Here is a 22874-nt window from a genome sequence, read left to right on the forward strand (position 1 = left end):
GTACGAGATGCACCAGCCCGTCCGCGCCGCTCGCGGCACCGCACGCACCGCGAAGGGGTGGCCGCAGGAGGCCGCCCTGCGGATGCTGATGAACAATCTCGACCCGGAGGTGGCCGAGCGTCCCGAGGACCTGGTGGTCTACGGGGGCACCGGAAAGGCCGCCCGGGACTGGCCGTCCTATCACGCGCTGGTGCGCACGCTGACCGACCTGCGCGACGACGAGACGATGCTCGTGCAGTCCGGCCGCCCGGTCGGGGTCATGCGCACCCACGAGTGGGCGCCGCGCGTGCTGCTCGCCAACTCCAACCTGGTCGGCGACTGGGCCACCTGGCCGGAGTTCCGCCGCCTGGAGTCGCTGGGCCTGACCATGTACGGGCAGATGACCGCCGGTTCCTGGATCTACATCGGCACCCAGGGCATCCTCCAGGGCACGTACGAGACGTTCGCCGCGGTGGCGGCCAAGCGCTTCGAGAGCACGCTCGCCGGCACGCTGACGCTCACCGCCGGGTGCGGTGGGATGGGCGGGGCGCAGCCGCTCGCGGTCACCATGAACGGCGGTGTCTGCCTGGTCGTGGACGTGGACCGGTCCCGGCTGGAGCGGCGGGCGCACGACCGCTACCTGGACGAGATCGCCGACTCGCTCGACGACGCGGTCGAGCGGGCCCTCGCGGCGAAGCGGGACCGGCGCGCCCTGAGCGTCGGGGTGGTCGGCAACGCCGCCACCGTCTTCCCCGAGCTGCTGCGCCGGGGCGTGGCCATCGACATCGTGACCGACCAGACCAGCGCGCACGACCCGCTGTCGTACGTGCCGGAGGGCGTGGACCTCGGCGACGCCCGGGACTACTCGGCGGCCAAGCCGGCCGAGTTCACCGACCGGGCCCGAACGTCGATGGCGAAGCACGTCGAGGCGATGGTCGGCTTCCTGGACGCGGGCGCGGAGGTCTTCGACTACGGCAACTCGATCCGGGGCGAGGCCAAGCTCGGCGGATACGAGCGGGCGTTCGACTTCCCCGGGTTCGTGCCCGCGTACATCAGGCCGTTGTTCTGCGAGGGCAAGGGCCCGTTCCGCTGGGCCGCGCTCTCCGGCGACCCGCGCGACATCGCGGCCACCGACCGCGCGATCCTCGACCTGTTCCCGGAGAACGAGTCGCTGGCCCGGTGGATCCGGATGGCCGGCGAGCGGGTCGCGTTCCAGGGCCTGCCGGCGCGGATCTGCTGGCTCGGCTACGGCGAGCGGGACCGCGCCGGGGTGCGGTTCAACGAGATGGTCGCCTCCGGCGAGCTGAGCGCGCCGGTGGTGATCGGCCGGGACCACCTGGACTGCGGCAGCGTGGCCAGCCCCTACCGGGAGACCGAGGCGATGGCCGACGGCTCCGACGCGATCGCCGACTGGCCGCTGCTGAACGCGCTCGTCAACACCGCCAGCGGCGCGTCCTGGGTGTCCATCCACCACGGCGGCGGCGTCGGCATCGGCCGGTCCATCCACGCCGGCCAGGTCTGCGTGGCCGACGGCAGTGAGCTGGCCGGGCAGAAGATCGAGCGCGTGCTCACAAACGACCCGGCGATGGGCGTGATCCGGCACGTCGACGCCGGCTACGACGACGCCCGCGCGGTAGCCGAGCGCACCGGCGTGCGCGTCCCCATGGCCGAGTAAGGAAGGGCCCCTTGTTAACGCATTCTGCATGTGAAGGGTCCCTTCCTAACAGATTCCGGAAGCTGTGGGACGAGGTCGCGCCGATCGGGCGCGACGAGGGCAGCAGCGGCTACCTGCGCTACGCGCTCACCGAACCGGAGTTGCGGCTGCGGGAGTGGTTCCACAACCAGGCCGACGCCCGCGGGATGCCGGTTCAGCAGGACGGCAACGGCAACCTGTTCGCCTGGTGGGGCGACCCGGAGACCGGGGGCGCGGTGCTCACCGGCAGCCACTTCGACTCGGTGCCGCACGGCGGCGCGTACGACGGTCCGCTCGGCATCGTCAGCGCGCTCCTCGCCGTGGACGAGCTGCGGGCCGCGGGCGTCACCCCGGACCGGCCGGTGGTGGTGGCCGCGTTCGTGGAGGAGGAGGGCGCGCGGTTCGGCGTACCCTGCCTGGGGTCGAGGCTGCTCACCGGCGAGATCGACGTCGACCGCGCGGCCGGGCTGCGCGACCAGGCCGGGACGACCTTCGCCGAGGCGCTGGGCGAGCGGCCGGCGGGCGCCGGCCCGGCGCTGCTCGGCCGCTTCGCGGCCTTCGTGGAGCTGCACGTCGAGCAGGGCCGCGCGCTGGTCGACCGGGACGCGCCGGTCGCGGTGGCCTCCGCGATCTGGCCGCACGGCCGGTGGCGGTTCGACTTCACCGGCGAGGGCAACCACGCGGGTACGACAAGGATGGCCGACCGCCGCGACCCGATGCTCACCTACGCGTTCACGGTGCTGGCGGCGAACAAGGAGGCCCGGCTGCGCGACGCGCACGCCACTGTGGGCCGGGTGTCGGTCGAGCCGAACGCCACGAACGCGATCCCGTCCCGGGTCACCGGCTGGCTGGACGCGCGGGCGGCCGAGGCGGAGACGCTGTACGGTCTGGTCGAGGCGGTACGCACCAAGGCCGCCGACCGGGCCGGCCGCGACGGGACGGCGCTGACCTGCACGCAGGAGTCGGCGACCCCGCTCGTCGCGTTCGACCGTGGGCTGGCCGACCGGCTGGCCGCGCTGCTCGACGCGCCGGTGCTGCCCACCGGCGCCGGGCACGACGCGGGCGTGCTGGCGGCGCACCTGCCCACCGCGATGCTGTTCGTGCGCAACCCGACCGGGGTGTCGCACTCCCCCGCCGAGGCGGCCACCGACGCCGACTGCGCCGCCGGGGTGGCCGCCCTGGCCCGGGTGCTGGAGGAACTGGCATGCCGCTGACCCGCTGGCTGGCCGAGTACGCCTGGCTGCCCGACCGTGCCGAACCCACCCGGGACGTGCTGATCGAGGCCGTCGACGGGCGGTTCACAGCGGTCACCCCGCTGGGCCGCGACAGCCCGCCGACCGCCGGCGTGGAGGTGCTCGGCGACGCGGTCCCGCTGCCCGGGCTGACCGTGCCCGGCCTGGCGAACGCCCACTCGCACGCGTTCCACAGGGCGCTGCGCGGGCGCACCCACGACGGGCGCGGCGACTTCTGGTCCTGGCGCAGCCTCATGTACGCGATCGCGACCCGCCTCGACCCGGACACCTACCTGGCACTGGCCCGCGCCGTGTACGCGGAGATGGCGCTGGCCGGGATCACCTGCGTGGGCGAGTTCCACTACCTGCACCACGGTCCCGGCGGCACGCCGTACGACGACCCGAACGCCATGTCCGCCGCGCTGGTGGAGGCCGCCGCGCACGCCGGAATCCGGCTCACGCTGCTGGACACCGCGTACCTGGCCGGGGGCGTGGACGGCACGCCGCTGTCCGGGCCGCAACGCCGCTTCGGTGACGGCGACGCCCTGCGCTGGGCGGCGCGGGTGGACGCGTTCCGCCCGTCCGACGAGCACGTCCGGCTCGGCGCGGCCATCCACTCGGTACGCGCCGTCCCGGCCGAGCAGCTCGCCACGGTGGCCGGCTGGGCCGACCGCAACGGGCTGCCGCTGCACGTGCACCTGTCCGAGCAACCGGCCGAGAACGACGCCTGCCGGGCGGCGCACGGGTGCACCCCGGCACGGCTGCTGGCCGACCACGGGGTGCTCGGCCCGCACACCACGGCCGTGCACGCCACCCACCCGACCGCCGCCGACGTGGCGCTGCTCGGCGACAGCCGTACCCGCGTCTGCCTGTGCCCCACCACCGAACGCGACCTGGCCGACGGGATCGGCCCGGCCCGCCGGATGGCCGACGCGGGCAGCCCGCTCAGCCTCGGCAGCGACAGCCACGCCGTGGTGGACCTGTTCGAGGAGGCTCGCGCGGTCGAGCTGGACGAGCGGCTGCGTACCCGCAGGCGGGGGCACTTCACGCCGGCCGAGCTGGTCGGCGCCGCCACCGTCGGCGGGCACGCCGCGCTGGGCTGGGGCGACGCCGGCCGGCTCGCCGTCGGGCAGCGCGCCGACCTGGTCACGGTACGGCTGGACAGCGCCCGCACCGCCGGGGTGCCGCCGGTCGGCGCATTCTTCGCCGCCACCGCCGCCGACGTGACGAGCGTCGTGGTGGACGGCCGGCCCGTGGTGGCCGGTGGCCGCCACCTGACCGTCGACGTGCCCACCGAGCTGCGGGACTCGATCGCGGCGGTGACCGCGAAGGAGGATTCGTGATGCGCGGCAGCCTGCTCGTCGACCACATCGGCGAGCTGGTCACCAACGAGGGCCGGCCCGACGACCCGCTGGGCATCCGGCGCGACGCCGCGCTGCTGGTCGAGGACGGCCAGGTGGCCTGGATCGGGTCGGCCCGCTACGCGCCCGCCGCCGACCGGCGGATCGACGCCGCTGGCGCGGCCGTGCTGCCCGGCTTCGTGGACAGCCACGCGCACCTGGTCTTCGCCGGGGACCGGGCCGCCGAGTTCGCCGCCCGGATGGCCGGCGAGCGCTACACCGGCGGCGGCATCCGCACCACAGTCGGCGCCACCCGCGCGGCCTCCGACGACGACCTGCGCGCCACAGTGGGCCGGCTGCGCGCCGAGATGCTGCGGCAGGGCACCACCACCGTCGAGATCAAGAGCGGGTACGGCCTCACCGTCGCCGACGAGGCCCGCTCGCTGCGGATCGCCGCCGAGTTCACAGCGGACACCACGTTCCTCGGCGCGCACGTGGTCCCCGCCGAGTACGCCGACCGCCCGGACGACTACGTCGGCATGGTCTGCGGCCCGATGCTGGCCGCCGCCGCGCCGTACGCCCGCTGGATCGACGTGTTCTGCGAGCGGGGCGCGTTCGACGCCGACCACGCGCGGGCGATCCTCGCCTGCGGGCAGGCCGCCGGTCTGGGCGTACGGCTGCACGCCAACCAGCTCGGCCCCGGGCCGGGCGTGCGGCTCGGCGTGGAGCTGGGGGCGGCCAGCGTCGACCACTGCACCCACCTGACCGACGCCGACGTCGACGCGCTGGCCGGCTCGGAGACGGTAGCCACGCTGCTGCCGGGCGCGGAGTTCTCCACCCGGTCGCCGTACCCGGACGCCCGGCGGCTGCTCGACGCGGGCGTCACAGTCGCGCTGGCCACCGACTGCAACCCCGGCTCGTCGTACACGTCGTCGATGCCGTTCTGCGTCGCTCTCGCCGTACGCGAGATGCGGATGACCCCGGCGGAGGCGGTGTGGGCCGCGACCGCCGGCGGGGCGGCGGCGCTGCGCCGCACCGACGTGGGGCGGCTGGTCCCCGGGGCACGGGCCGACCTGGTCGTCCTCGACGCCCCGTCCCACCTGCACCTGGCCTACCGGCCGGGGGTGCCACTGATCCGCCAGGTTCTGCACAACGGAGTGCCGCGATGACCACAGTGACCATCCTGTCCACCGGGATCACCCCCGCCGACGTGCTCGCGGTGGCCCGCGGCACCGCCAAGGTCGTGCTCGACCCGGCCGCCACCGAGGCGATGGCGACCAGCCGGTCCATCGTGGACGGCATCGAGGCGGCCGGGCGGCCGGTGTACGGCGTCTCCACCGGCTTCGGCGCGCTCGCGAACACGTTCGTCGCACCGGAACGCCGGGCCGAGCTTCAGCACGCGCTGATCCGCTCGCACGCCGCCGGGGTGGGCGCGCCGATGCCGCGCGAGGTGGTACGCGCCATGATGCTGCTGCGGGTCCGCTCGCTGGCGCTCGGCCGCTCCGGGGTCCGCCCGCTCGTCGCCGAGGCGCTCGTCGACCTGCTCAACCACGAGGTCACGCCGTGGGTGCCCGAGCACGGCTCACTCGGCGCGTCCGGCGACCTGGCGCCGCTGGCGCACTGCGCGCTGGTGCTGCTCGGCGAGGGCTGGGTGCTCGGCCCGGGCGGTGACCGCATCCCGGCCGCCGACGCGCTGCGCCGGGTCGGGCTCAAGCCGGTGTCGCTCGCCGCCAAGGAAGGGCTGGCGCTGATCAACGGCACCGACGGCATGCTCGGCATGCTGCTGCTCGCCGTCTCCGACGCCCGGCACCTGTTCGCCATGGCGGACGTGACGGCGGCGCTGGCCATCGAGGCGATGCTCGGCTCGGAGCGGCCGTTCCTGCCCGAGTTGCACGCGATCCGCCCGCACCCGGGTCAGGCCGCGTCGGCGGCGAACATCCACCGGCTGTTGCAGGGCTCGGCGGTGATGGACTCGCACCGCGACGACCTGGCGCACGCGGTGCAGGACGCGTACTCGATGCGCTGCGCCCCGCAGGTGGCCGGCGCGGCCCGGGACACGCTCGACTTCGTCGAGGTGGTGGCCGGGCGGGAACTGCTGTCGGTGGTGGACAACCCGGTGGTGCTGCCGGACGGGCGCGTCGAGTCGACGGGGAACTTCCACGGGGCGCCGCTCGGCTTCGCCGCCGACTACCTGGCCATCGCCGCCGCCGAGGTGGGCGCGATCGCCGAGCGCCGGGTGGACCGGCTGCTGGACGTCACCCGCTCCCGGGACCTGCCCGCCTTCCTGTCCCCCGACGCCGGGGTGAACTCCGGGCTGATGATCGCCCAGTACACGGCCGCCGGGATCGTGGCGGAGAACCGCCGGCTCGCCGCGCCCGCCTCGATCGACTCGCTGCCCACCAGCGGGATGCAGGAGGACCACGTCTCGATGGGCTGGGCGGCCACCAAGAAGCTGCGCACCGTGCTGGACAACCTGACCAGCCTGCTCGCGGTGGAGTTGCTGGCGGCCGTACGCGGGCTTCAGCTCCGCGCGCCGCTGACGCCGTCACCGGCCGGACGGGCGGCGCTGGCCGCGCTCGGCGACACCATCGGCGAGCCGGGCCCTGACGTGTTCCTCGCGCCGCTGATGGAGGCCGCGCGCGAGGTGGTACGCGGCCCGGAGCTGCGCGCGGCGATCGAGCGGGAGATCGGCCCGCTCGGCTGAACGGCCCGGTCCGGGCGCCGGCTCGGCGCCCGGCCGGAGCGGGAGCGGTCAGGGGGGCGGGAGCGGTCAGGCGGGCGGGAGCACCTTCGCGACCAGCTTGGCCAGCTCCCGCAGCGCCTTGCCCCGGTGGCTGACCGCGTCCTTCTCCTCGGGGGTCAGCTCCGCGTTGGTGCGTTCCTGCCCGTCGCCCAGGAAGATCGGGTCGTAACCGAAGCCGCCCTCGCCGCGCGGCGCGCGCAGCAGCCGGCCGGACTGGCGGCCGTCGACCAGGTGCTCCTTGCCGCCCGGCAGCACCAGCGCGACGGTGCAGACGAACGCGGCGCCCCGGTGCTCGTCCGGCACGTCGCCGACCTGGTCGAGCACGAGCTGGAGGTTGGCCCGGTCGTCGCCGTGCCGGCCGGACCAGCGGGCGCTGAACACACCCGGCATGCCGTTGAGGGCGTCCACGGCCAGGCCGGAGTCGTCGGCGATGGTCGGCAGGCCGGTGCGCCGGCAGCCCTCCCGCGCCTTGATCAGCGCGTTCTCGCCGAACGTGAGGCCGGTCTCCGGCAGCTCCGGGTACTCCTCGACGTCGTCCAGGCCGAGCAGGGCGATCCGGTGCGCGCCGAGTGCGCCGTCCAGGATGCGCTGGAGTTCGACGAGCTTCTTCCGGTTCCGGGTGGCGAGCAGGACCTTGTTCATGACGAGAGCGCCTTCCGCTGCGCGTCGGCCAGTTCCAGACAGCCCGCCACGCCCAGGTCGAGCAGCGCGTCGAGCTGGTCGCGGGCGAAGACGCCCGCCTCACCGGTGCCCTGCACCTCGACGAAGTCGCCCGTGCCGGTGCAGACCACGTTCATGTCGACCTCGGCGGTGACGTCCTCGGCGTAGCAGAGGTCGAGCATCGGCTCGCCGCCGATCACCCCGACGCTCACCGCGGCCACCGACCGGTGCATCACCTTCTCCACCTTGCCGGCCAGCGCCTTGCGCTCGGCCAGCCAGGTCACCGCGTCGTGCAGCGCGACGTACGCGCCGGTGATCGCGGCGGTACGGGTGCCGCCGTCGGCCTGGAGCACGTCGCAGTCCAGCACGATCGAGTTCTCGCCGAGCGCCTTGAGGTCGACGCACGCGCGCAGGCTGCGGCCGATCAGCCGGGAGATCTCGTGGGTCCGCCCGCCGACCTTGCCGCGGACGCTCTCCCGGTCGGAGCGGGTGTTCGTGGCCCGGGGCAGCATCGCGTACTCGGCCGTCACCCAGCCCAGCCCGGAACCCTTGCGCCAGCGGGGCACGCCCTCGGTGACGCTGGCCGTGCAGAGGACCCGGGTCGCGCCGAACTCGACGAGCACCGAGCCCTCCGGGTGGGTGCTCCAGCCCCGGGTCAGGGTCACCGGTCGGAGTTGGTCGGGCTGCCGCCCGTCAGGTCGCGCCATGCCTGCACCCTATGCGGTGCGGTGAGCGCACCGCCCGCGGGTGCCCGCCGAGGAGGACCGGCCGCCGCCGGTCTCAGACGTCGTAGCAGGCGCCGGGCCGGACCACGTCCAGCGGCCCGGCGTACGCCCCGGCCGCCGCCTCCACCGTCTGCGACTCGCTGCCCCAGGCGGATACGAGATGGGTGAGCAGGAGCCGCCCCACCCCCGCCTTGGTGGCCGCCTCGCCGGCCTCCCGGCCGGTCAGGTGCAGGTCCGGCGGGTTCTCCACGCCGTCCATGTAGCTCGCCTCGCACAGGAACACGTCGGCGTCCTGGGCCAGGCGCAGCAACGCGTCGCAGGGCGCGGTGTCGGCGGAGTAGCAGAACACCCGGCCGCCGTGCTCCAGCCGCACCCCGTACGTCTCGACCGGGTGGTTCATCCGGGCGACGGTGACGGTGAACGGGCCGATCGGGAACGTGCCCGGCTGGAGGCCGTAGAACTGGTAGACGTCCTCCACCGAGCCCTCCTCCTGCCCGTACGCGCTGGCCAGCCGGTCCGGCGCACCGGAGGGGGCGTACATCGGCAGGGGCGGGTACGGGCCGTCCGGTGCGTACCGGCGCACCACGACGTAGTTGACGGCGTCGAACATGTGATCGCAGTGCAGGTGGGTGAGCAGGATGGCGTCGGGGGCGTGCAGCCCCACGTAGCGCTGGAGCGTGGAGAGCGAGCCCGCTCCGAAGTCGATCAGGAGCCGGAAGCCCTCGGCTTCCAGCAGATAGGCCGAACACGGAGATTCGGGACCCGGGAAGCTGCCCGCGCAGCCAAGGACGGTCAGTCTCATCCGGTGGCCTCGATCTCACCATGCGTAGTCGACGCGCCAGCGGCGGCGCCGCCGATGATCTCTACCGACGCGCTCGCCACGCTGCGCAGCCTACGCGTCGCCCGGTCGAGCAAGAATCATCTGCCGGAAGTTGTCATCAACGTGACACCGACACGCGTCCGTGACGGGCGGGACCGGCGGTCCGGCCGGCGGGCGAACCACCGACCGGACCGGCCATCGGCCCGTCAGGCCCAGAGCTGACCCTCCAGGGCCTCCTCCGCGTCGGCGAGGGTGCCGCCGTACGCGCCGGTCGAGAGGTATTTCCAGCCGCCGTCGCAGACCACGAACGCCACGTCGGCACGGCGGCCGTCGCGGACCGCCTCGTGCGCCACCGCGAGCGCGGCGTGCAGGATAGCGCCGGTGGAGAACCCGGCGAAGATCCCCTCCACCTCGACGAGCTGCCGGGTCCGCAGCACGGCGTCCCGGGTGCCCACGGAGAAGCGGCGGGACAGCACGCCGGCGTCGTACAGCTCGGGCACGTAGCCCTCGTCGATGTTGCGCAGGCCGTAGACCAGCTCGCCGTAGCGCGGCTCGGCCGCCACGATCTGGATGCCCTCGACCTTCTCCCGCAGGTAACGCCCGGTGCCCATGAGCGTGCCGGTGGTGCCCAGCCCGGCCACGAAGTGGGTGATGCCCGGCAGGTCCTGCAACAGCTCCGGCCCGGTCGTCTCGTAGTGCGCCCGGGCGTTCGCCTCGTTGCCGTACTGGTAGAGCATCACCCAGTCCGGGTGCTCGGCGGAGATCTGCTTGGCGGTCGCGACCGCCTGGTTCGAGCCGCCCGCCGCCGGCGAGAAGATGATCTCCGCGCCGTACATGCGGAGCAGTTGCACCCGCTCGGTGGAGACGTTCTCCGGCATCACACAGACCAGGCGGTAGCCGCGCAGCTTCGCCACCATGGCCAGCGAGATGCCGGTGTTGCCGCTGGTCGGCTCCAGGATGGTGTCACCCGGACGCAGCCGGCCGGCCTCCTCTGCCGCGCGGACCATGAACAGCGCCGCGCGGTCCTTGATGCTGCCGGTCGGGTTCCGGTCCTCCAGCTTGGCCCAGAGCCGCACCGGCGGCGCCCCCTCGGGCACCGTCGGCGAGAGCCGGGGCAGGCCGACCAGCGGCGTGCCGCCGCAGGCGTCGAGCAGGCTGTCGTACCGCGTCATCGCGGCCCCCTCAGCGGGCGGCGCGCGAGGAGACCGCGTGCGAGGCGATCGCCGCGGCGGCCGCGAAGCCGAACGCGCCACCGGCCACGGCCGGCAGGATGGTCACGCTGTCGCCGTCGTTGAGCTTGGCGTCGAGCGCGCCGAGGAAGCGGACGTCCTCGTCGTTGACGTAGACGTTGACGAACCGGTGCAGCGCGCCCGCGTCGGTGACCAGGCGTGCCTTCAGGCCGCCGTGCCGGGAGTCCAGGTCGGTGAGCAGGTCGGCGAGCGTGTCGCCGCTGCCCTCGACGACCTTCGCGCCGCCGGTGTAGCTGCGCAGGATGGTGGGGATGCGAACCTCGATGGCCATGATGTCTCGTGCTCCTCGTTCGGGATCGTGCCAGGTGACGGGAAAAGGAAGGTGCCGGCGCTGAAGGTCAGCGGTCGGAACACTCGTAGTCGACCGTCGCCGGGCTCTGCCCGAACATGTAGGACTGGACGGCGTTCGGGTCCACGCCCGCATCCACGATCTTCACCGGCTCCTCGGTGATCACGCCGTCGACGATCCGGAAGGAGCGGATCTCCTCGGTGTCGGGCTCGCGGGTCGAGACGAGCAGGTAGTGCGCGCCCGGCTCGCCGGCGAAGGAGACGTCGGTACGCGACGGGTAGGCCTCCGTCGCGGTGTGCGAGTGGTAGATGACGACCGGTTCCTCGTCACGGTCGTCCATCTCCCGCCACACCCGCAGCTGCTCCATCGAGTCGAACTCGTAGAACGTCATGGAGCGGGCCGCGTTGTCCATCGGGATGTGCCGGGTCGGGGTGTCACTGCCGACGGGGCCGGCGACCACGCCGCACGCCTCGTCCGGGTGGTCCCGACGCGCGTGGGCGACGATCGCGTCGATGATCGACCGGTCGATGCTCAGCACGCCTGCCAGCCTAGCCCCTGGTCACCCCGGGCGGCGAGGTGGCGACCGTCACCACTCAGTCGATGAGCGCGTTGAGCAGGGACTCCTGGAGATAACCGAGATAGCGGTAGACCGACAGTTGGAACACCCGGGACGAACCCGGGTCATCGGCCACCGCGTCGTCGAGTTCCTCGTCCAGGTCGGTGCCGTCCTTGATCTCCAGGCGTACGCCCATCGCCAGCCGGGCGTCGTTGAGCGCGCGCAGCCAGGCCTCGGCCGCCTCCGCGTCCAGCCGTACCTCGCCACCGGCGTCGCCGTCGGGCAGCGCGGCGAGGATCGCGCCCGCCTGGTCGATCTTGGCGGTCTTCAGGTCGCCCTCGGTGTAGCGGCGGAACTCGGCGGTGCCGGCGTCGTCGTCCGGGTAGACGTCGGGAAAGAGCCGCCCGACCACCGGGTCGGTGTGGTCGAAGCCTTCGGTCAGCAGGCCGACCACCTCGCCTGCGACCTTGCGCAGTACGCGGACCTCGTCGACCGCGAACGTGGCCACGTAGTGGTCGCCCCGGCGGCGGAACATGCTCATGACCTCTCCACCGTCGCCCAGAGCCCGTACGCGTGCAGCTGCGCCGCGTCGTGCTCCATCCGCTCCCGGGCGCCGCTGGAGACCACGGCCTTGCCCTTGTGGTGCACGTCCAGCATGAGCCGCTCCGCCTTCTCCCGGCTGTACCCGAAGAGCTTCTGGAACACCCAGGTCACATACGTCATCAGGTTGACCGGATCGTCCCAGACGATGGTCACCCACGGCCGGTCGGAGACCGGCACCTCTTCGGTGTCCGGCGTCTCGACCGGCGCAACCTGTGGAGCCGCCATGCCCCCCATCGTGCCACCGGATCCCGGGAACCGATGAACCGGAACGGCGCGCCGGTCGTCGTCACCCGCCCGGGCCGCGTACGCGAGCCCGGGTCGCCGCCGGCCGGCGGCCCCGTCAGGCCAGCAGGATGCCGTGGTCGACAGCATCTGCGAGCACCGTGCCCAGCGAGAGCCGGATCACCTCGAAACGTCGGGACACCTCGCGGGACAGTTCGAGCTCGACCTCGCGCAGCGTGCGCTGGGCCCAGGAGCGGGCGGCGTTCGGATCGTCGTTGCCGGGCGCCCGCCAGTGCTGCCAGCAGCCGCCGTTGAGGGCGACGCCGACCGGCGGGAGGACCTCGTCGCGCGACGCGCCGGGCAGTCCGGCCAGCGCGTCCAGGGCACCGGGACCGGTGAGCCCGGCGACGCCCGCCGTGCTGGTCACCAGGAGCACCCGGTCCAGCTCGGCGGCGTCCGGGTGGTCGGCCACACCCCGCCGCAGCGCATGGATGATCCGCCGGCGTACGCCCTCGGCCGGCGGCTCGCCGAAGACCCGGGCGGCGGCCTCGTCGACCAGGTCCCGCACGGCCTCGTCGCACTGTGCGGTGGCGAGCAGCGACAGCGCTTCCAGCTCCCGGTCGAGCAGCGGAGGAAGGCCGGCGCAACCGGCCCCGAAGACGATCTCCTGCACCACCCGCAGGTGGATGTTCGCCAGCTCCAGGGCGAGGTGCTGCCGGATCCGGTGGGCGCAGGCGCGGGCCTGGCGGTCGATCCGGTCGGCCAGCTCGCCCGGCTCGACGCCGGCCGGCACCGGCACCCGGCCGGGCGCGCCGTCCGGTGCCGGCGGGCCGGCGGTGCGGCGCCGCACCTCGTCGGCCCAGCCCACCAGCGCACGGCGCAGGCGCGGCAGCTCGGCCCGCCGGGCCGGGAACCACCGGGCCCGGTCGAGCGCCGGGACCGCGGCCAGCAACGTCGCGCGGTGCGCCTCGGTGGAGACCGACACCGGGTCGAGCCGGCCGGTGGACCCGGACCGGCCGGGCGACGGCACCGCAGCCACCCGGCCCGGTGCCTGCCCGCCGTCGCCCGGCGGGCCGGTCACGCCGGGCGTGACGGCGAAGAACACCTCGACCCGGGTACGCGCCACCTCGGCCAGCAGATGCAACTCGGCCGCGCTGAACGCCTGGTCGGCGGAGATCACGAAGAGCAGCGCGCCGGCCCGGCCGACGGCGTCGCGCAGGACCCGGGCGCCGGCCACCCCCAGCGTGCCGGTGTCCGGGGTGTCGACCACCGTGAAGTGCCGCAGCAGCGGATCGGGCAGGCCCAGCTCGACCCGCCGGGGTGGCCGGGCCGAAGCGGCGGCCGGCGGGGCGGCGGCGTAGAGCTGCGGCCGGCGGTAGCCCGGGACGTACGCCGCGCGGGTGACGGTGGTGGCGTGCCGGACCAGCAGGTTGCTTCCCGGCGGCACGGCGAGCGTCGCGGCCTCGGCCCGGAGCAGGCCGGCGATCAGCTCGCGCCGGTTCGCACCGGCCGGACCGGCGACGACCACGACGCTCGGATCGTCCGGGCCGGCGGTGGTCACCACGGGCCGGGCCGGCTGCGGGACCCGTCCGGAGCGCTGGGCCCGGCGGCGCGGCTCGGGCACGTCGACCGAGGGGAGCGGACCTGGCGTCATCAGGTGGCCTCCCGGTGAGGCGACCAGGGGGGGCGGTCGCGGGATTTCCCCCGATTGCAGGGATTGCCGGAAGAGTACGAGTGCCGGCCACCCGACGACCAACACATCGGACACTCACGGGCAATGAACAGATTACTCAGCTTCTCTGCGTGACGGCACGTACGCGCACCGGAACGATCGGTGTGCCGGGTCGATGGGCGGGTGGGAGGTCGTCGTCCGTATGCCCTCCACCGTCGGCGACCGGCGGTCGGCGGCCCGGAGGGACGCGGCGAGTTCGTGGGCCGCTCCGCGGTCGATGCCGGGGCACGACGGCGCGGATCCGGGCTGAACTCTAGGCTGGAGCGGTGAGCACCCTTCGTCCCGCGCTGCTGACCGACCACTACGAGCTGACCATGGTCAGCGCGGCCCTGCGTGACGGCACTGCCGATCGACGCTGCGTCTTCGAGGTGTTCAGCCGGCGGCTGCCGGCCGGGCGCCGGTACGGCGTGGTCGCCGGCACCGGCCGCCTGATCGAGATGATCCGCGACTTCCGGTTCGACCGGGCGGAGATCGACTTCCTGCGCCGTACCGGCGTGGTGGACGAGCCCGCCGCGCAGTGGCTGGCCGACTACCGGTTCACCGGCGACATCGACGGCTACGCCGAGGGCGAGCTGTTCTTCCCCGGCTCCCCGATCCTCACCGTGTCCGGCACGTTCGCCGAGTGCGTGGTGCTGGAGACGCTCGTGCTGTCGGTGCTCAACCACGACTGCGCGGTCGCCGCCGCCGCCGCCCGGATGGTCACCGCGGCCCGGGGGCGGGCCCTGATCGAGATGGGCTCCCGCCGGGCACACGAGGAGGCCGCCGTCGCCGCGGCGCGGTCCGCGTACCTGGCCGGATTCCGGTTCACCTCCAACCTGGCCGCCGGGCAGCGCTACGGCATCCCCACCGCGGGCACCGCCGCGCACGCGTTCACGCTGCTGCACGACGACGAGCGGGCCGCGTTCGCCTCCCAGGTCGCCACGCTGGGCAAGGACACCACGCTGCTTGTCGACACGTACGACATCGCCCAGGGCATCCGCAACGCCATCGCGGTGGCCGGGCCGGAGCTGCGGGCGGTCCGGATCGACTCCGGCGACCTCGCGGTGATCGCCCAGCAGTCCCGCGAGCTGCTCGACTCGCTCGGCGCCACCGAGACGAAGATCATCGTCTCCGGCGACCTGGACGAGTACGCCATCGCCGCGCTCGCCGCCGAACCGGTGGACATGTACGGCGCCGGCACCGCAGTGGTGACCGGCTCCGGTGCGCCCACCGCCGGACTGGTCTACAAGCTGGTCGAGGTGGAGGGGCGGCCGGTGGTCAAGCGCTCCGAGCACAAGGCCACCATCGGCGGCCGGAAGGTGGCGGTCCGCCGGCACAAGCCGACCGGCACCGCCACCGAGGAGGTCATCGTGCCGCAGGGCGTGCCGGACCGGCAGCCCAACGACCGGTTGCTCCAGCACTCGTACGTGGTGTCCGGCGAGCCGGAGACGCTGCCCACGCTGGAGGAGTCCCGGGACCACCTGCGCCAGTGCCTGATCTCCATCCCGTGGGAGGGGCTCAAGCTCTCCGCCGGGGATCCGGCCGTACCAGTGACCGTCGTACCCGCGAGCTGAGGAGGAACCCCTGATGGCCAACGCCCTGATCATCGTGGACGTGCAGAACGACTTCTGTGAGGGCGGCTCCCTCGCGGTCGGCGGCGGGGCAGGGGTGGCCGCCGGCATCTCCCGGCTGCTCGCCGCCGAGCCGGAGCGGTGGGACCACGTGGTCGCGACGAAGGACTACCACGTCGACCCGGGCCCGCACTTCGGCGACCCGCCGGACTACGTCGACTCCTGGCCCCGGCACTGCGTGGTCGGCACCTCCGGCTCCGAGTTCCACCCCGAGCTGGCGACCGACCGGGTCGAGGTGATCTTCCACAAGGGCGAGCACGCGGCCGCGTACTCCGGTTTCGAAGGCCACGCCCCCGACGGCGAGTGCCTGGCCGACTGGCTGCGACGCCACGACGTGGACCGGGTCGACGTGGTCGGCATCGCCACCGACCACTGCGTGCGCGCGACCGCCCTGGACGCCGCCCGGGAGGGCTTCCGGACCACGGTGCTGCTCGACCTGACCGCCGCCGTCGCACCGGACACGCTCGACGTGGCGCTGCGGGCGCTGGACGGCGCCGGGGTGACGATGGTCGGCGAGCCCGTGATCACCGCCGCTTGACCCGGTAATCGCTTGCGGGTGTCGTACCCCGGCCCCAGGATGGCGCCGGAGGTACGGACCGTCGTGAATCTGAAGCCTTACCGGGAGGCGCTCGCCCTGCCCGGTCTCCGATCGTTGCTGCTGGTGTCGGTGCTGGCCCGGGTGCCGCTCACCGCCACCGGGGTGACGCTCACCTTCTACGTGGTGCTCGACCTGGGCCGCGGCTACGGCGCCGCCGGCCTGGTCGGCGCCGCGTCGACGGTCGGCGCGGCGGTCGGCGCCCCGCTGCTCGGGCGGCTCATCGACCGCCGAGGGCTCCGGCCGGTGCTGGTGCTCACCACTGTCGCCGAGGCGCTGTTCTGGTCCGCCGCGCCCACGCTGTCGTATCCGGTGCTGCTGCCTGCCGCGTTCCTCGCCGGGCTGCTCGCCCTGCCGATCTTCTCGATGGTCCGCCAGTCGATCGCCGCGCTCGTGCCGGCGGAGAAGCGCCGCCCCGCGTACGCGCTCGACTCGATGGCGGTGGAGTTGTCGTTCATGGTCGGGCCGGCGCTCGCCGTGGCCCTCGCCACCGCCGTCACGCCGCGCCTGACGCTCTGGGCGGTCGGCGCCGGCATCGTCGCCTCCGGTATCTGCTTCTGGCTGCTCGACCCGCCGATCCGGGCCGCCGACGAGCCGGCCGGGCCGCCGCGCCCGGTGCACCGCCGCGAGTGGCTCACCCCGCGCCTGCTGGCCGTCCTGGCCGTCAGCCTCGCCGCCACCCTGGTGCTCGGCGGCACCGACGTCGCGGTGGTGGCAGTGCTCCGCTCCGGTGGCGAGGTCGGCTGGACCGGCGCCGTGCTGGCCGCCTGGGCGGTCGCCTCGCTGGCAGGTGGCTTCGCCTACGGCGCGGTACGCCGCTCCTTCTCCCCGCTGGCGCTGATGGCCGCGCTGAGCCTCACCACCATCCCGGTGGGGCTGGGCGGGTCGCACTGGTGGCTGCTCTGCCTGGCGCTGATTCCGGCCGGCGCGCTCTGCGCCCCCACCATCGCGTCCACCTCCGACGCGGTCAGCCGGCTGGCCCCGTCCTCCGTCCGGGGTCTGGCGATGGGCCTGCACGGCTCCGCCGTCACGGTCGGCATCGCGCTCGGCGCACCGCTGGCCGGCGCGGTGATCGACGCCTCCGCGCCCGCGTGGGGGTTCGTGGTCACCGGTGCGATCGGCGCGCTGGTGGCGGTGGCGGTGCTCCCGATAGAGCTGCGCCACCGCCGCACCCCGGTCCCCACCCCAACTCCAGACCCCGCCCTGGCCCTGGCTCCCCGCTAGCCCTCCGCCATCGCCTCGAAGCGGGGCGAAGCCAGTACGGGGAAGTGGCTGGGTCCAAGCGCCCGGACACCACCACTTCCCCGAGCTGGCGCCTGCCCTCCACCCCCGCACCGCTGATCATGAGGTTAGCGGCGACATAACGGACACGAACTGCCGTCAACTTCATGATCAACGGAGACAACCGACCGGGGCAACCAGCCGGGGCAACCGGCCGGGAAAGCGGCGGGCGCCGCACCCCCGTGAGGGAGTGCGGCGCCCGGTTCGACGTGGCTGCGCGGTACTCAGCGCTGGTCGAGGTTGCCCGCGGTGTCCTCCTGGTAGCTGGCGCCACCGTTCACCTCGCTGGTCAGCGGCTTCGCGCCGCCCTCGGGCGGGCCGGCCAGGCTCTGCCCGGCGGCCAGCTCGGGGAACTTCGCGTCGAACGCCGGCCGCTCGGAGCGGATACGCGGCATGCGGTCGAAGTTGCGCAGCGGCGGCGGGGAGCTGGTGGCCCACTCGAGCGAGTTGCCGTGGCCCCACGGGTCGTCGACCTCGACCACCGGGCCGGTCTTGTACGACTTCCAGCAGTTCCAGATGAACGGCAGCGTCGAGATACCGGTGATGAACGCGCCGATCGTGGAGATCGTGTTCAGCGTGGTGAAGCCGTCGGCGGCCTGGTAGTCGGCGTACCGGCGCGGCATGCCCTCGTTGCCCAGCCAGTGCTGCACCAGGAACGTGGTGTGGAAGCCGATCATGGTCAGCCAGAAGTGGATCTTGCCGAGTCGCTCGTCGAGCATCCGGCCGAACATCTTCGGGAACCAGAAGTAGATGCCGGCGAACACGGCGAACACGATCGTGCCGAACAGCACGTAGTGGAAGTGCGCCACCACGAAGTACGAGTCGTGCAGGTGGAAGTCGAGCGGCGGGCTGGCCAGCAGCACACCGGTGAGACCACCGAAGAGGAAGGTCACCAGGAAGCCGATGGAGAACAGCATCGGCGTCTCGAAGGTGATCTGGCCCCGCCACATGGTGCCGATCCAGTTGAAGAACTTCATACCGGTGGGCACGGCGATCAGGTAGCTCAGGAAGCTGAAGAACGGCAGCAGCACCTGGCCGGTGGCGAACATGTGGTGCGCCCAGACGCTCATCGACAGGGCGGCGATGGCGACGGTGGCGGCGACCAGGCCCTTGTAGCCGAAGATCGGCTTGCGGGAGAAGACCGGGATGATCTCGCTGATGATGCCGAAGAACGGCAGCGCGATGATGTACACCTCGGGGTGACCGAAGAACCAGAACAGGTGCTGCCACAGCATCGGCCCGCCGGTCGCCGGGTCGTACACGTGGGCGCCCATCAGGCGGTCCGCGGCGAGCGCGAACAGCGCGGCGGCCAGCAGCGGGAAGACCAGGATCGCCAGCAGGCTGGTGACCAGCATGTTCCAGGTGAAGATCGGCATCCGGAACATGGTCATGCCGGGCGCGCGCAGGGTCAGGATCGTGGTGATCAGGTTGACCGCGCCGAGGATCGTGCCCAGACCGGAGATGGCCAGGCCGACGACCCACATGTTGGCGCCGACGCCCGGTGCGTGGTCGGCGGTGCTCAGCGGCGTGTACGCGGTCCAGCCGAAGTCGGCAGCGCCGCCCGGGGCGATGAAGCCCGCCGTGGCGAGCGTGCCACCGAACAGGTACAGCCAGTACGCGAAGGCGTTGAGCCGGGGGAACGACACGTCCGGCGCGCCGATCTGCAGCGGCACCACGTAGTTCGCGAAGGCGAACACGATCGGCGTCGCGAAGAACAGCAGCATGATCGTGCCGTGCATGGTGAAGAGCTGGTTGTACTGCTCGGGCGACAGGAACTGAAGGCCCGGTTGCGCGAGTTCCGCGCGCATGATCAGGGCCATCAGGCCGCCGATCATGAAGAACACGAACGCGGTGACCATGTACATGATCCCGATCTGCTTCGCGTCCGTGGTGCGCAGCAGCCGCGCGAGGGCCGACCCCTTGACCGGCTCGCGGACCGGCCAGGGCCGGGTCACGACCGGCTTGGGTGCGACGGTGGTCACGAGTGGCCTCCGGTTCTGGTTGTCCCGCTCGGCGCGCTGGTCATCGGCGCAGCCGTCATCCGCAAGGAGGATAGTCCCCGGTAGGTGGCCCCGCCGCGTGGGGTGGGCGGCTACGATCTCGGCCCGCTAGAGGGGGCCGGTCAGGAGCCGGTAGTGCTCCCGGAAGATCCGCCCGCCGCGTCCGCGCAGCAACGGGTCGCGCAGCGCCGGCGGCACGTCGCGGGTGCGGTTGCGGTCCCGGGTCCGGTCCCGCACCCAGCGGGTACGCGGCCGGCGACGGCTCTCGTACGCGAGCAGCGCGGCCTCGACGCTGCCGGCGGCCCGCAGCGACTCGGCGAGCACGACGGCGTCCTCCAGCGCCATTGCCGCACCCTGGGACAACGTCGGCGCGGTGGCGTGAGCGGCATCACCGACGAGCAGCACCCGGCCGTGGAACCAGCGCCCCAGCTCGACCTCCTCGGTGCGCTCCACGTGCACGGTCTCCAGCGCGGCCAGCACCTCGGGCACCGGGCCGCCGTAGGAGCCGAACAGCTCGCGCAGGCGGGCGAGCGGGTCGGCGGGCAGGTCGGTGCCGGCCTCGTCGGCATAGCAGTGGAGCCGTCCGGCGCCGAGCGGCACCACCAGGAAACCGGCCCGCTGGCCGAGCAGGGCGGTCCAGTCCGCGATCCGGGGGCCGCCGCGCACCAGGGCGCGGTAGACCACCTGCCCGGCGGGGCGTGGCGGTCCGCCGAGCGCGGCGAGCGTCCGTACCGCCGAGCGGGGCCCGTCGGCGCCGACGACCAGGTCGTACTCGCCGCCGGTGCCGTCGGTGAAGCCGACGGCGACCCGGCCGGGCAGCGGATCGACGGTGCTCACCTCGGCGCCGTGGCGCACCGCGCCGCCGGCGCCGGTGAGCAGCACCCGGTGCAGCTCGGCCCGGGGCAGCGCCCGGCACTCCCCCACGCCGGCCCAGAGCGCGTCGAGGTCGACCTCGCACAGCGGCGCCCCGGCGGCGTCGAGGAAGCGCTGCCGGTGGATCACCTGGCCGAGCGGGCGCAGCGGCCCGTCGAGGTCGAGCCGGCGCATCGCCCGGGCGGCGTTGCCCGGTAGGTAGAGGCCGGTCTCGGTCGACTCGGTGGGCGGCAGCCGCTCGGTGACATCGGGCCGGAACCCCGCCAGGCGTAGCGCCCGGGCCACGGCGAGGCCGGCGATGCCCGCGCCGACGACGAGGATGCGCAGGGGGGAACCACCCATCACGGGGTACGCCTCCGGAGGGGGATCGGAACGCGTTGGAGGCAAGACATTACTCGCCGCAACCAGGTGGCGGAAGTGTCCGTGCGCCCTGGCGCGGGCCGCCGGTCGGCGGCACACCCCGTCCCACCGGCAGGAATCCCGCCCCCATCTGGGGGAAGGGCGCGGCCGGGGCCCTCCCCCGCGCCACCGGGCGGACGCGGAGCGTTAACGACCCCGGCGCATTTGCGCAATGATTTCAGACATGTAAATGTATTCCTTGCACCGTGGGAGCGCTCCCGCCCGTACCCCCGACCTAACGGCGCATTCCCGCGCCGAGCCAAGGAGCATCATGAAGCGTCCACTCAGGGCCCTCGCGGCGGCCGGACTGCTCGCCGCCGGCACCCTCGTCGCCGTCGCGCTCGGCGGCACCGCCTCCGCCGACACCCAGATCTGCGAGCAGTACGGCTCGACCACGATCGGCGGCAAGTACGTGGTGCAGAACAACCGCTGGGGCACCAGTGCCCAGCAGTGCATCAACGTCACCTCGACCGGCTTCTCCATCACCCGCGCGGACGGCTCCGCGCCGACGAACGGGGCGCCGGTCTCCTACCCGTCGATCTTCGTGGGCTGCCACTACACCAACTGCTCGCCCGGCACGAACCTCCCGGTGCAGGTGAAGAACATCAGCAGCGCGCCGGCCAGCATCAGCTACAACTACGTCAGCGGCGCGATCTACGACGCCGCGTACGACATCTGGCTCGACCCGTCGCCGAAGCGCGACGGCGTGAACCAGATGGAGATCATGATCTGGCTCAACCGGCAGGGCCCGATCCAGCCCATCGGCTCGGTGGTCGGCAACGCCAGCATCGCCGGCCGGACCTGGGAGGTCTGGCGGGGCAGCAACGGCTCCAACAACGTCATCTCGTACGTGGCGCCGTCGGCCATCCCCAGCTTCAGCTTCGACGCGCTGGCGTTCATCAACGACACCCGCAACCGGGGCGCGATCACAGGCGACTGGTACCTGACCAGCATCCAGGCCGGCTTCGAGCCGTGGCAGGGCGGCGTCGGGCTGGCGGTGAACTCGTTCTCCCAGAGCGTCAACACCGGGGGTTCCAACCCGCCGCCGACCACGTCGGCGCCGACCACGCCCCCGCCGTCGGGCGGCGCGTCCTGCACCGTCACCTACAAGGCGGCCAACGTCTGGAACAACGGCTTCACCGCCGACGTGACAGTCAAGAACACCGGCTCCGGCACGATCAACGGCTGGACGCTCAACTACAACCTGCCCTCCGGGCAGACCGTCACCAACGCGTGGAACGCGACGGTGAGCCAGAGCGGCTCGGCGGTGACCGCCCGCAACGCCGGCTACAACGGCACGCTGGCACCCGGCGCGTCGACCAGCTTCGGCTACCAGGCGACGCTGAACGGCAGCTACTCCGCGCCGAGCAGCTTCACCCTCAACGGCTCCACCTGCGCCCAGGGCTGACCACCACGCACGAGGGGGCGCGGTCCGCGACGGACCGCGCCCCTTCCCGGTACGCCTCAGCCGGCGAGCGCGTCGATGTCGCGCATCTCCTCGGCGGTCAGCGAGAACCCGAACACGTCGATGTTGGCCCGGATCCGCTCCGGCGTGACCGACTTCGGGATGACCACGATCTCGTGGTCGATGTGCCAGCGCAGCACCACCTGGGCCGGTGACACGTCGTGCGCCTGGGCGATGCGGACCAGCACCGGGTCGGACAGGTCGCTGGCCTTGAACGGGCTGTACCCCTCCAGCGCCACGCCCCGGTCCCGGTGGGCGGCGTGCGTGTGCCTGTCGTACAGCGCCGGGCTCCAGCGGATCTGGTTCACCGCGGGCGTCTCCTCGGTGGCCTGGATCAGCTCGTCGATCTGATCGGTCGAGTAGTTGCTCACCCCGACCGTGCGGGCCATGTTCTCGTCGCGCGCGGCAAGCATCTCCCGCCACACCGGGATGCTGTCGCCGGGCGCGGACGGCGGCCAGTGCACCAGCCACAGGTCGACGTAGTCGGTGTCCAGGGCCGCCAGGCTGGCCTCGATCGTCTCGCGCTCCCGGCCCACCCGGTCCGGCGGCAGCTTGGTGGTGATGAAGACGTCCTCCCGGCGCAGCCCGCTCTCCTGGACCGCCCGGCCCACCTCCTTCTCGTTGCCGTACATGGTGGCCGTGTCGATGTGCCGGTAGCCGGCGTCCAGCGCGGCGAGCACCGCCTGGAACCCGGCCTCGCCGGTGGCCTGCCACGTGCCGAAGCCGAGCAGCGGGATCCGGACGTCACCGGCGAGCGGGAGGGTGGGCTGATCGAGGTCCATGTCCCCCGTTCTACCCCGGTTCGCC

General features: G+C 73.2%; 21 protein-coding genes. 9 read left to right on the forward strand and 12 right to left on the reverse strand.

The window, feature by feature from the left end:
* Positions 1-7 precede the first annotated feature (7 nt).
* The 5 genes from hutU to hutH are packed head-to-tail and all read left to right on the forward strand — an operon-like array spanning position 8 to position 6948.
* Positions 8-1654 (forward strand): urocanate hydratase, encoded by a 1647-nt coding sequence (gene hutU / locus ACGFIA_RS03065; RefSeq protein ID WP_357385948.1) that lies wholly within the window; start codon positions 8-10, stop codon positions 1652-1654.
* Between the two features lie 11 nt (positions 1655-1665).
* The gene (locus tag ACGFIA_RS03070) at positions 1666-2886 is read left to right on the forward strand and encodes an allantoate amidohydrolase (RefSeq protein ID WP_357385950.1); all 1221 of its coding nucleotides are present in this window, start codon (positions 1666-1668) and stop codon (positions 2884-2886) included.
* Positions 2883-4247 (forward strand): formimidoylglutamate deiminase, encoded by a 1365-nt coding sequence (locus ACGFIA_RS03075; RefSeq protein ID WP_357386135.1) that lies wholly within the window; start codon positions 2883-2885, stop codon positions 4245-4247. Before ACGFIA_RS03070 ends, ACGFIA_RS03075 begins: the two co-directional genes overlap by 4 nt.
* Positions 4247-5413 (forward strand): imidazolonepropionase, encoded by a 1167-nt coding sequence (gene hutI / locus ACGFIA_RS03080; protein ID WP_357386137.1) that lies wholly within the window; start codon positions 4247-4249, stop codon positions 5411-5413. The genes ACGFIA_RS03075 and hutI overlap by 1 nt, the downstream gene beginning before the upstream one ends.
* The gene (gene hutH, locus ACGFIA_RS03085) at positions 5410-6948 is read left to right on the forward strand and encodes a histidine ammonia-lyase (RefSeq protein ID WP_357385952.1); all 1539 of its coding nucleotides are present in this window, start codon (positions 5410-5412) and stop codon (positions 6946-6948) included. The genes hutI and hutH overlap by 4 nt, the downstream gene beginning before the upstream one ends.
* A 66-nt stretch (positions 6949-7014) precedes the next feature.
* Here the strand turns inward: hutH and rdgB are convergent, their stop codons facing one another.
* The 9 genes from rdgB to ACGFIA_RS03130 form a co-directional block, all read right to left on the reverse strand.
* The gene (gene rdgB / locus ACGFIA_RS03090; RefSeq protein WP_357385954.1) at positions 7015-7629 is read right to left on the reverse strand and encodes an RdgB/HAM1 family non-canonical purine NTP pyrophosphatase; all 615 of its coding nucleotides are present in this window, start codon (positions 7627-7629) and stop codon (positions 7015-7017) included.
* A complete protein-coding gene (gene rph, locus ACGFIA_RS03095) occupies positions 7626-8354 on the reverse strand; it encodes a ribonuclease PH (protein WP_013284361.1) in 729 nt (242 codons plus the stop codon). The genes rdgB and rph overlap by 4 nt, the downstream gene beginning before the upstream one ends.
* Positions 8355-8427: 73 nt before the next feature.
* The gene (locus ACGFIA_RS03100; protein ID WP_393258207.1) at positions 8428-9174 is read right to left on the reverse strand and encodes an MBL fold metallo-hydrolase; all 747 of its coding nucleotides are present in this window, start codon (positions 9172-9174) and stop codon (positions 8428-8430) included.
* 224 nt (positions 9175-9398) lie between these two features.
* Complete coding sequence (locus ACGFIA_RS03105; RefSeq protein ID WP_354873450.1) at positions 9399-10364, reverse strand: cysteine synthase; 966 nt, start codon at positions 10362-10364, stop codon at positions 9399-9401.
* Positions 10365-10374: 10 nt separating this feature from the next.
* Positions 10375-10713 carry a MoaD family protein gene (locus tag ACGFIA_RS03110; protein WP_357385958.1) on the reverse strand — a complete coding sequence of 113 codons (339 nt, stop codon included), beginning with the start codon at positions 10711-10713 and terminating at the stop codon, positions 10375-10377.
* A 67-nt stretch (positions 10714-10780) separates the two neighbouring features.
* Positions 10781-11269: a M67 family metallopeptidase gene (locus ACGFIA_RS03115; protein WP_357385960.1), complete on the reverse strand. Its 489-nt coding sequence runs from the start codon at positions 11267-11269 to the stop codon at positions 10781-10783.
* A 55-nt stretch (positions 11270-11324) separates the two neighbouring features.
* Positions 11325-11828: a DUF2017 domain-containing protein gene (locus ACGFIA_RS03120; protein ID WP_357385962.1), complete on the reverse strand. Its 504-nt coding sequence runs from the start codon at positions 11826-11828 to the stop codon at positions 11325-11327.
* The gene (clpS, locus tag ACGFIA_RS03125) at positions 11825-12115 is read right to left on the reverse strand and encodes an ATP-dependent Clp protease adapter ClpS (RefSeq protein WP_181571954.1); all 291 of its coding nucleotides are present in this window, start codon (positions 12113-12115) and stop codon (positions 11825-11827) included. Before clpS ends, ACGFIA_RS03120 begins: the two co-directional genes overlap by 4 nt.
* Before the next feature lie 115 nt (positions 12116-12230).
* Complete coding sequence (locus ACGFIA_RS03130) at positions 12231-13766, reverse strand: hypothetical protein (RefSeq protein ID WP_393258213.1); 1536 nt, start codon at positions 13764-13766, stop codon at positions 12231-12233.
* A gap of 344 nt (positions 13767-14110) precedes the next feature.
* On the opposite strand from ACGFIA_RS03130, the gene ACGFIA_RS03135 reads away from it, so the two are divergent.
* From ACGFIA_RS03135 to ACGFIA_RS03145, 3 genes are read left to right on the forward strand one after another with little or no spacing between them, the layout of a single operon-like run.
* Positions 14111-15397 (forward strand): nicotinate phosphoribosyltransferase, encoded by a 1287-nt coding sequence (locus tag ACGFIA_RS03135; RefSeq protein ID WP_357385966.1) that lies wholly within the window; start codon positions 14111-14113, stop codon positions 15395-15397.
* A 13-nt stretch (positions 15398-15410) separates the two neighbouring features.
* Positions 15411-15992 carry an isochorismatase family protein gene (locus ACGFIA_RS03140; RefSeq protein ID WP_393258216.1) on the forward strand — a complete coding sequence of 194 codons (582 nt, stop codon included), beginning with the start codon at positions 15411-15413 and terminating at the stop codon, positions 15990-15992.
* Positions 15993-16031: 39 nt separating this feature from the next.
* The gene (locus ACGFIA_RS03145; RefSeq protein WP_357466918.1) at positions 16032-17273 is read left to right on the forward strand and encodes an MFS transporter; all 1242 of its coding nucleotides are present in this window, start codon (positions 16032-16034) and stop codon (positions 17271-17273) included.
* 281 nt (positions 17274-17554) lie between these two features.
* Here the strand turns inward: ACGFIA_RS03145 and ctaD are convergent, their stop codons facing one another.
* Positions 17555-19312 (reverse strand): cytochrome c oxidase subunit I, encoded by a 1758-nt coding sequence (gene ctaD / locus ACGFIA_RS03150; RefSeq protein WP_393258219.1) that lies wholly within the window; start codon positions 19310-19312, stop codon positions 17555-17557.
* Between the two features lie 126 nt (positions 19313-19438).
* Positions 19439-20545, reverse strand: a complete 1107-nt coding sequence (locus tag ACGFIA_RS03155) for an FAD-dependent monooxygenase (protein WP_393258223.1) — start codon at positions 20543-20545, stop codon at positions 19439-19441.
* A gap of 328 nt (positions 20546-20873) precedes the next feature.
* Here ACGFIA_RS03155 and ACGFIA_RS03160 point away from each other — a divergent pair, with 328 nt between their 5' ends.
* Positions 20874-22010, forward strand: coding sequence for a cellulose binding domain-containing protein (locus ACGFIA_RS03160; RefSeq protein ID WP_357385976.1), 1137 nt, complete (start codon positions 20874-20876; stop codon positions 22008-22010).
* 56 nt (positions 22011-22066) lie between these two features.
* Here ACGFIA_RS03160 and ACGFIA_RS03165 read toward each other — a convergent pair whose 3' ends face one another.
* On the reverse strand, positions 22067-22849 hold the full coding sequence (locus ACGFIA_RS03165; protein WP_357385978.1) for an aldo/keto reductase: 783 nt from the start codon (positions 22847-22849) through the stop codon (positions 22067-22069).
* Positions 22850-22874 lie beyond the last annotated feature (25 nt).

The organism is Micromonospora sp. NPDC049203 (assembly GCF_043197215.1).
Classification (GTDB): Bacteria; Actinomycetota; Actinomycetes; order Mycobacteriales; family Micromonosporaceae; genus Micromonospora.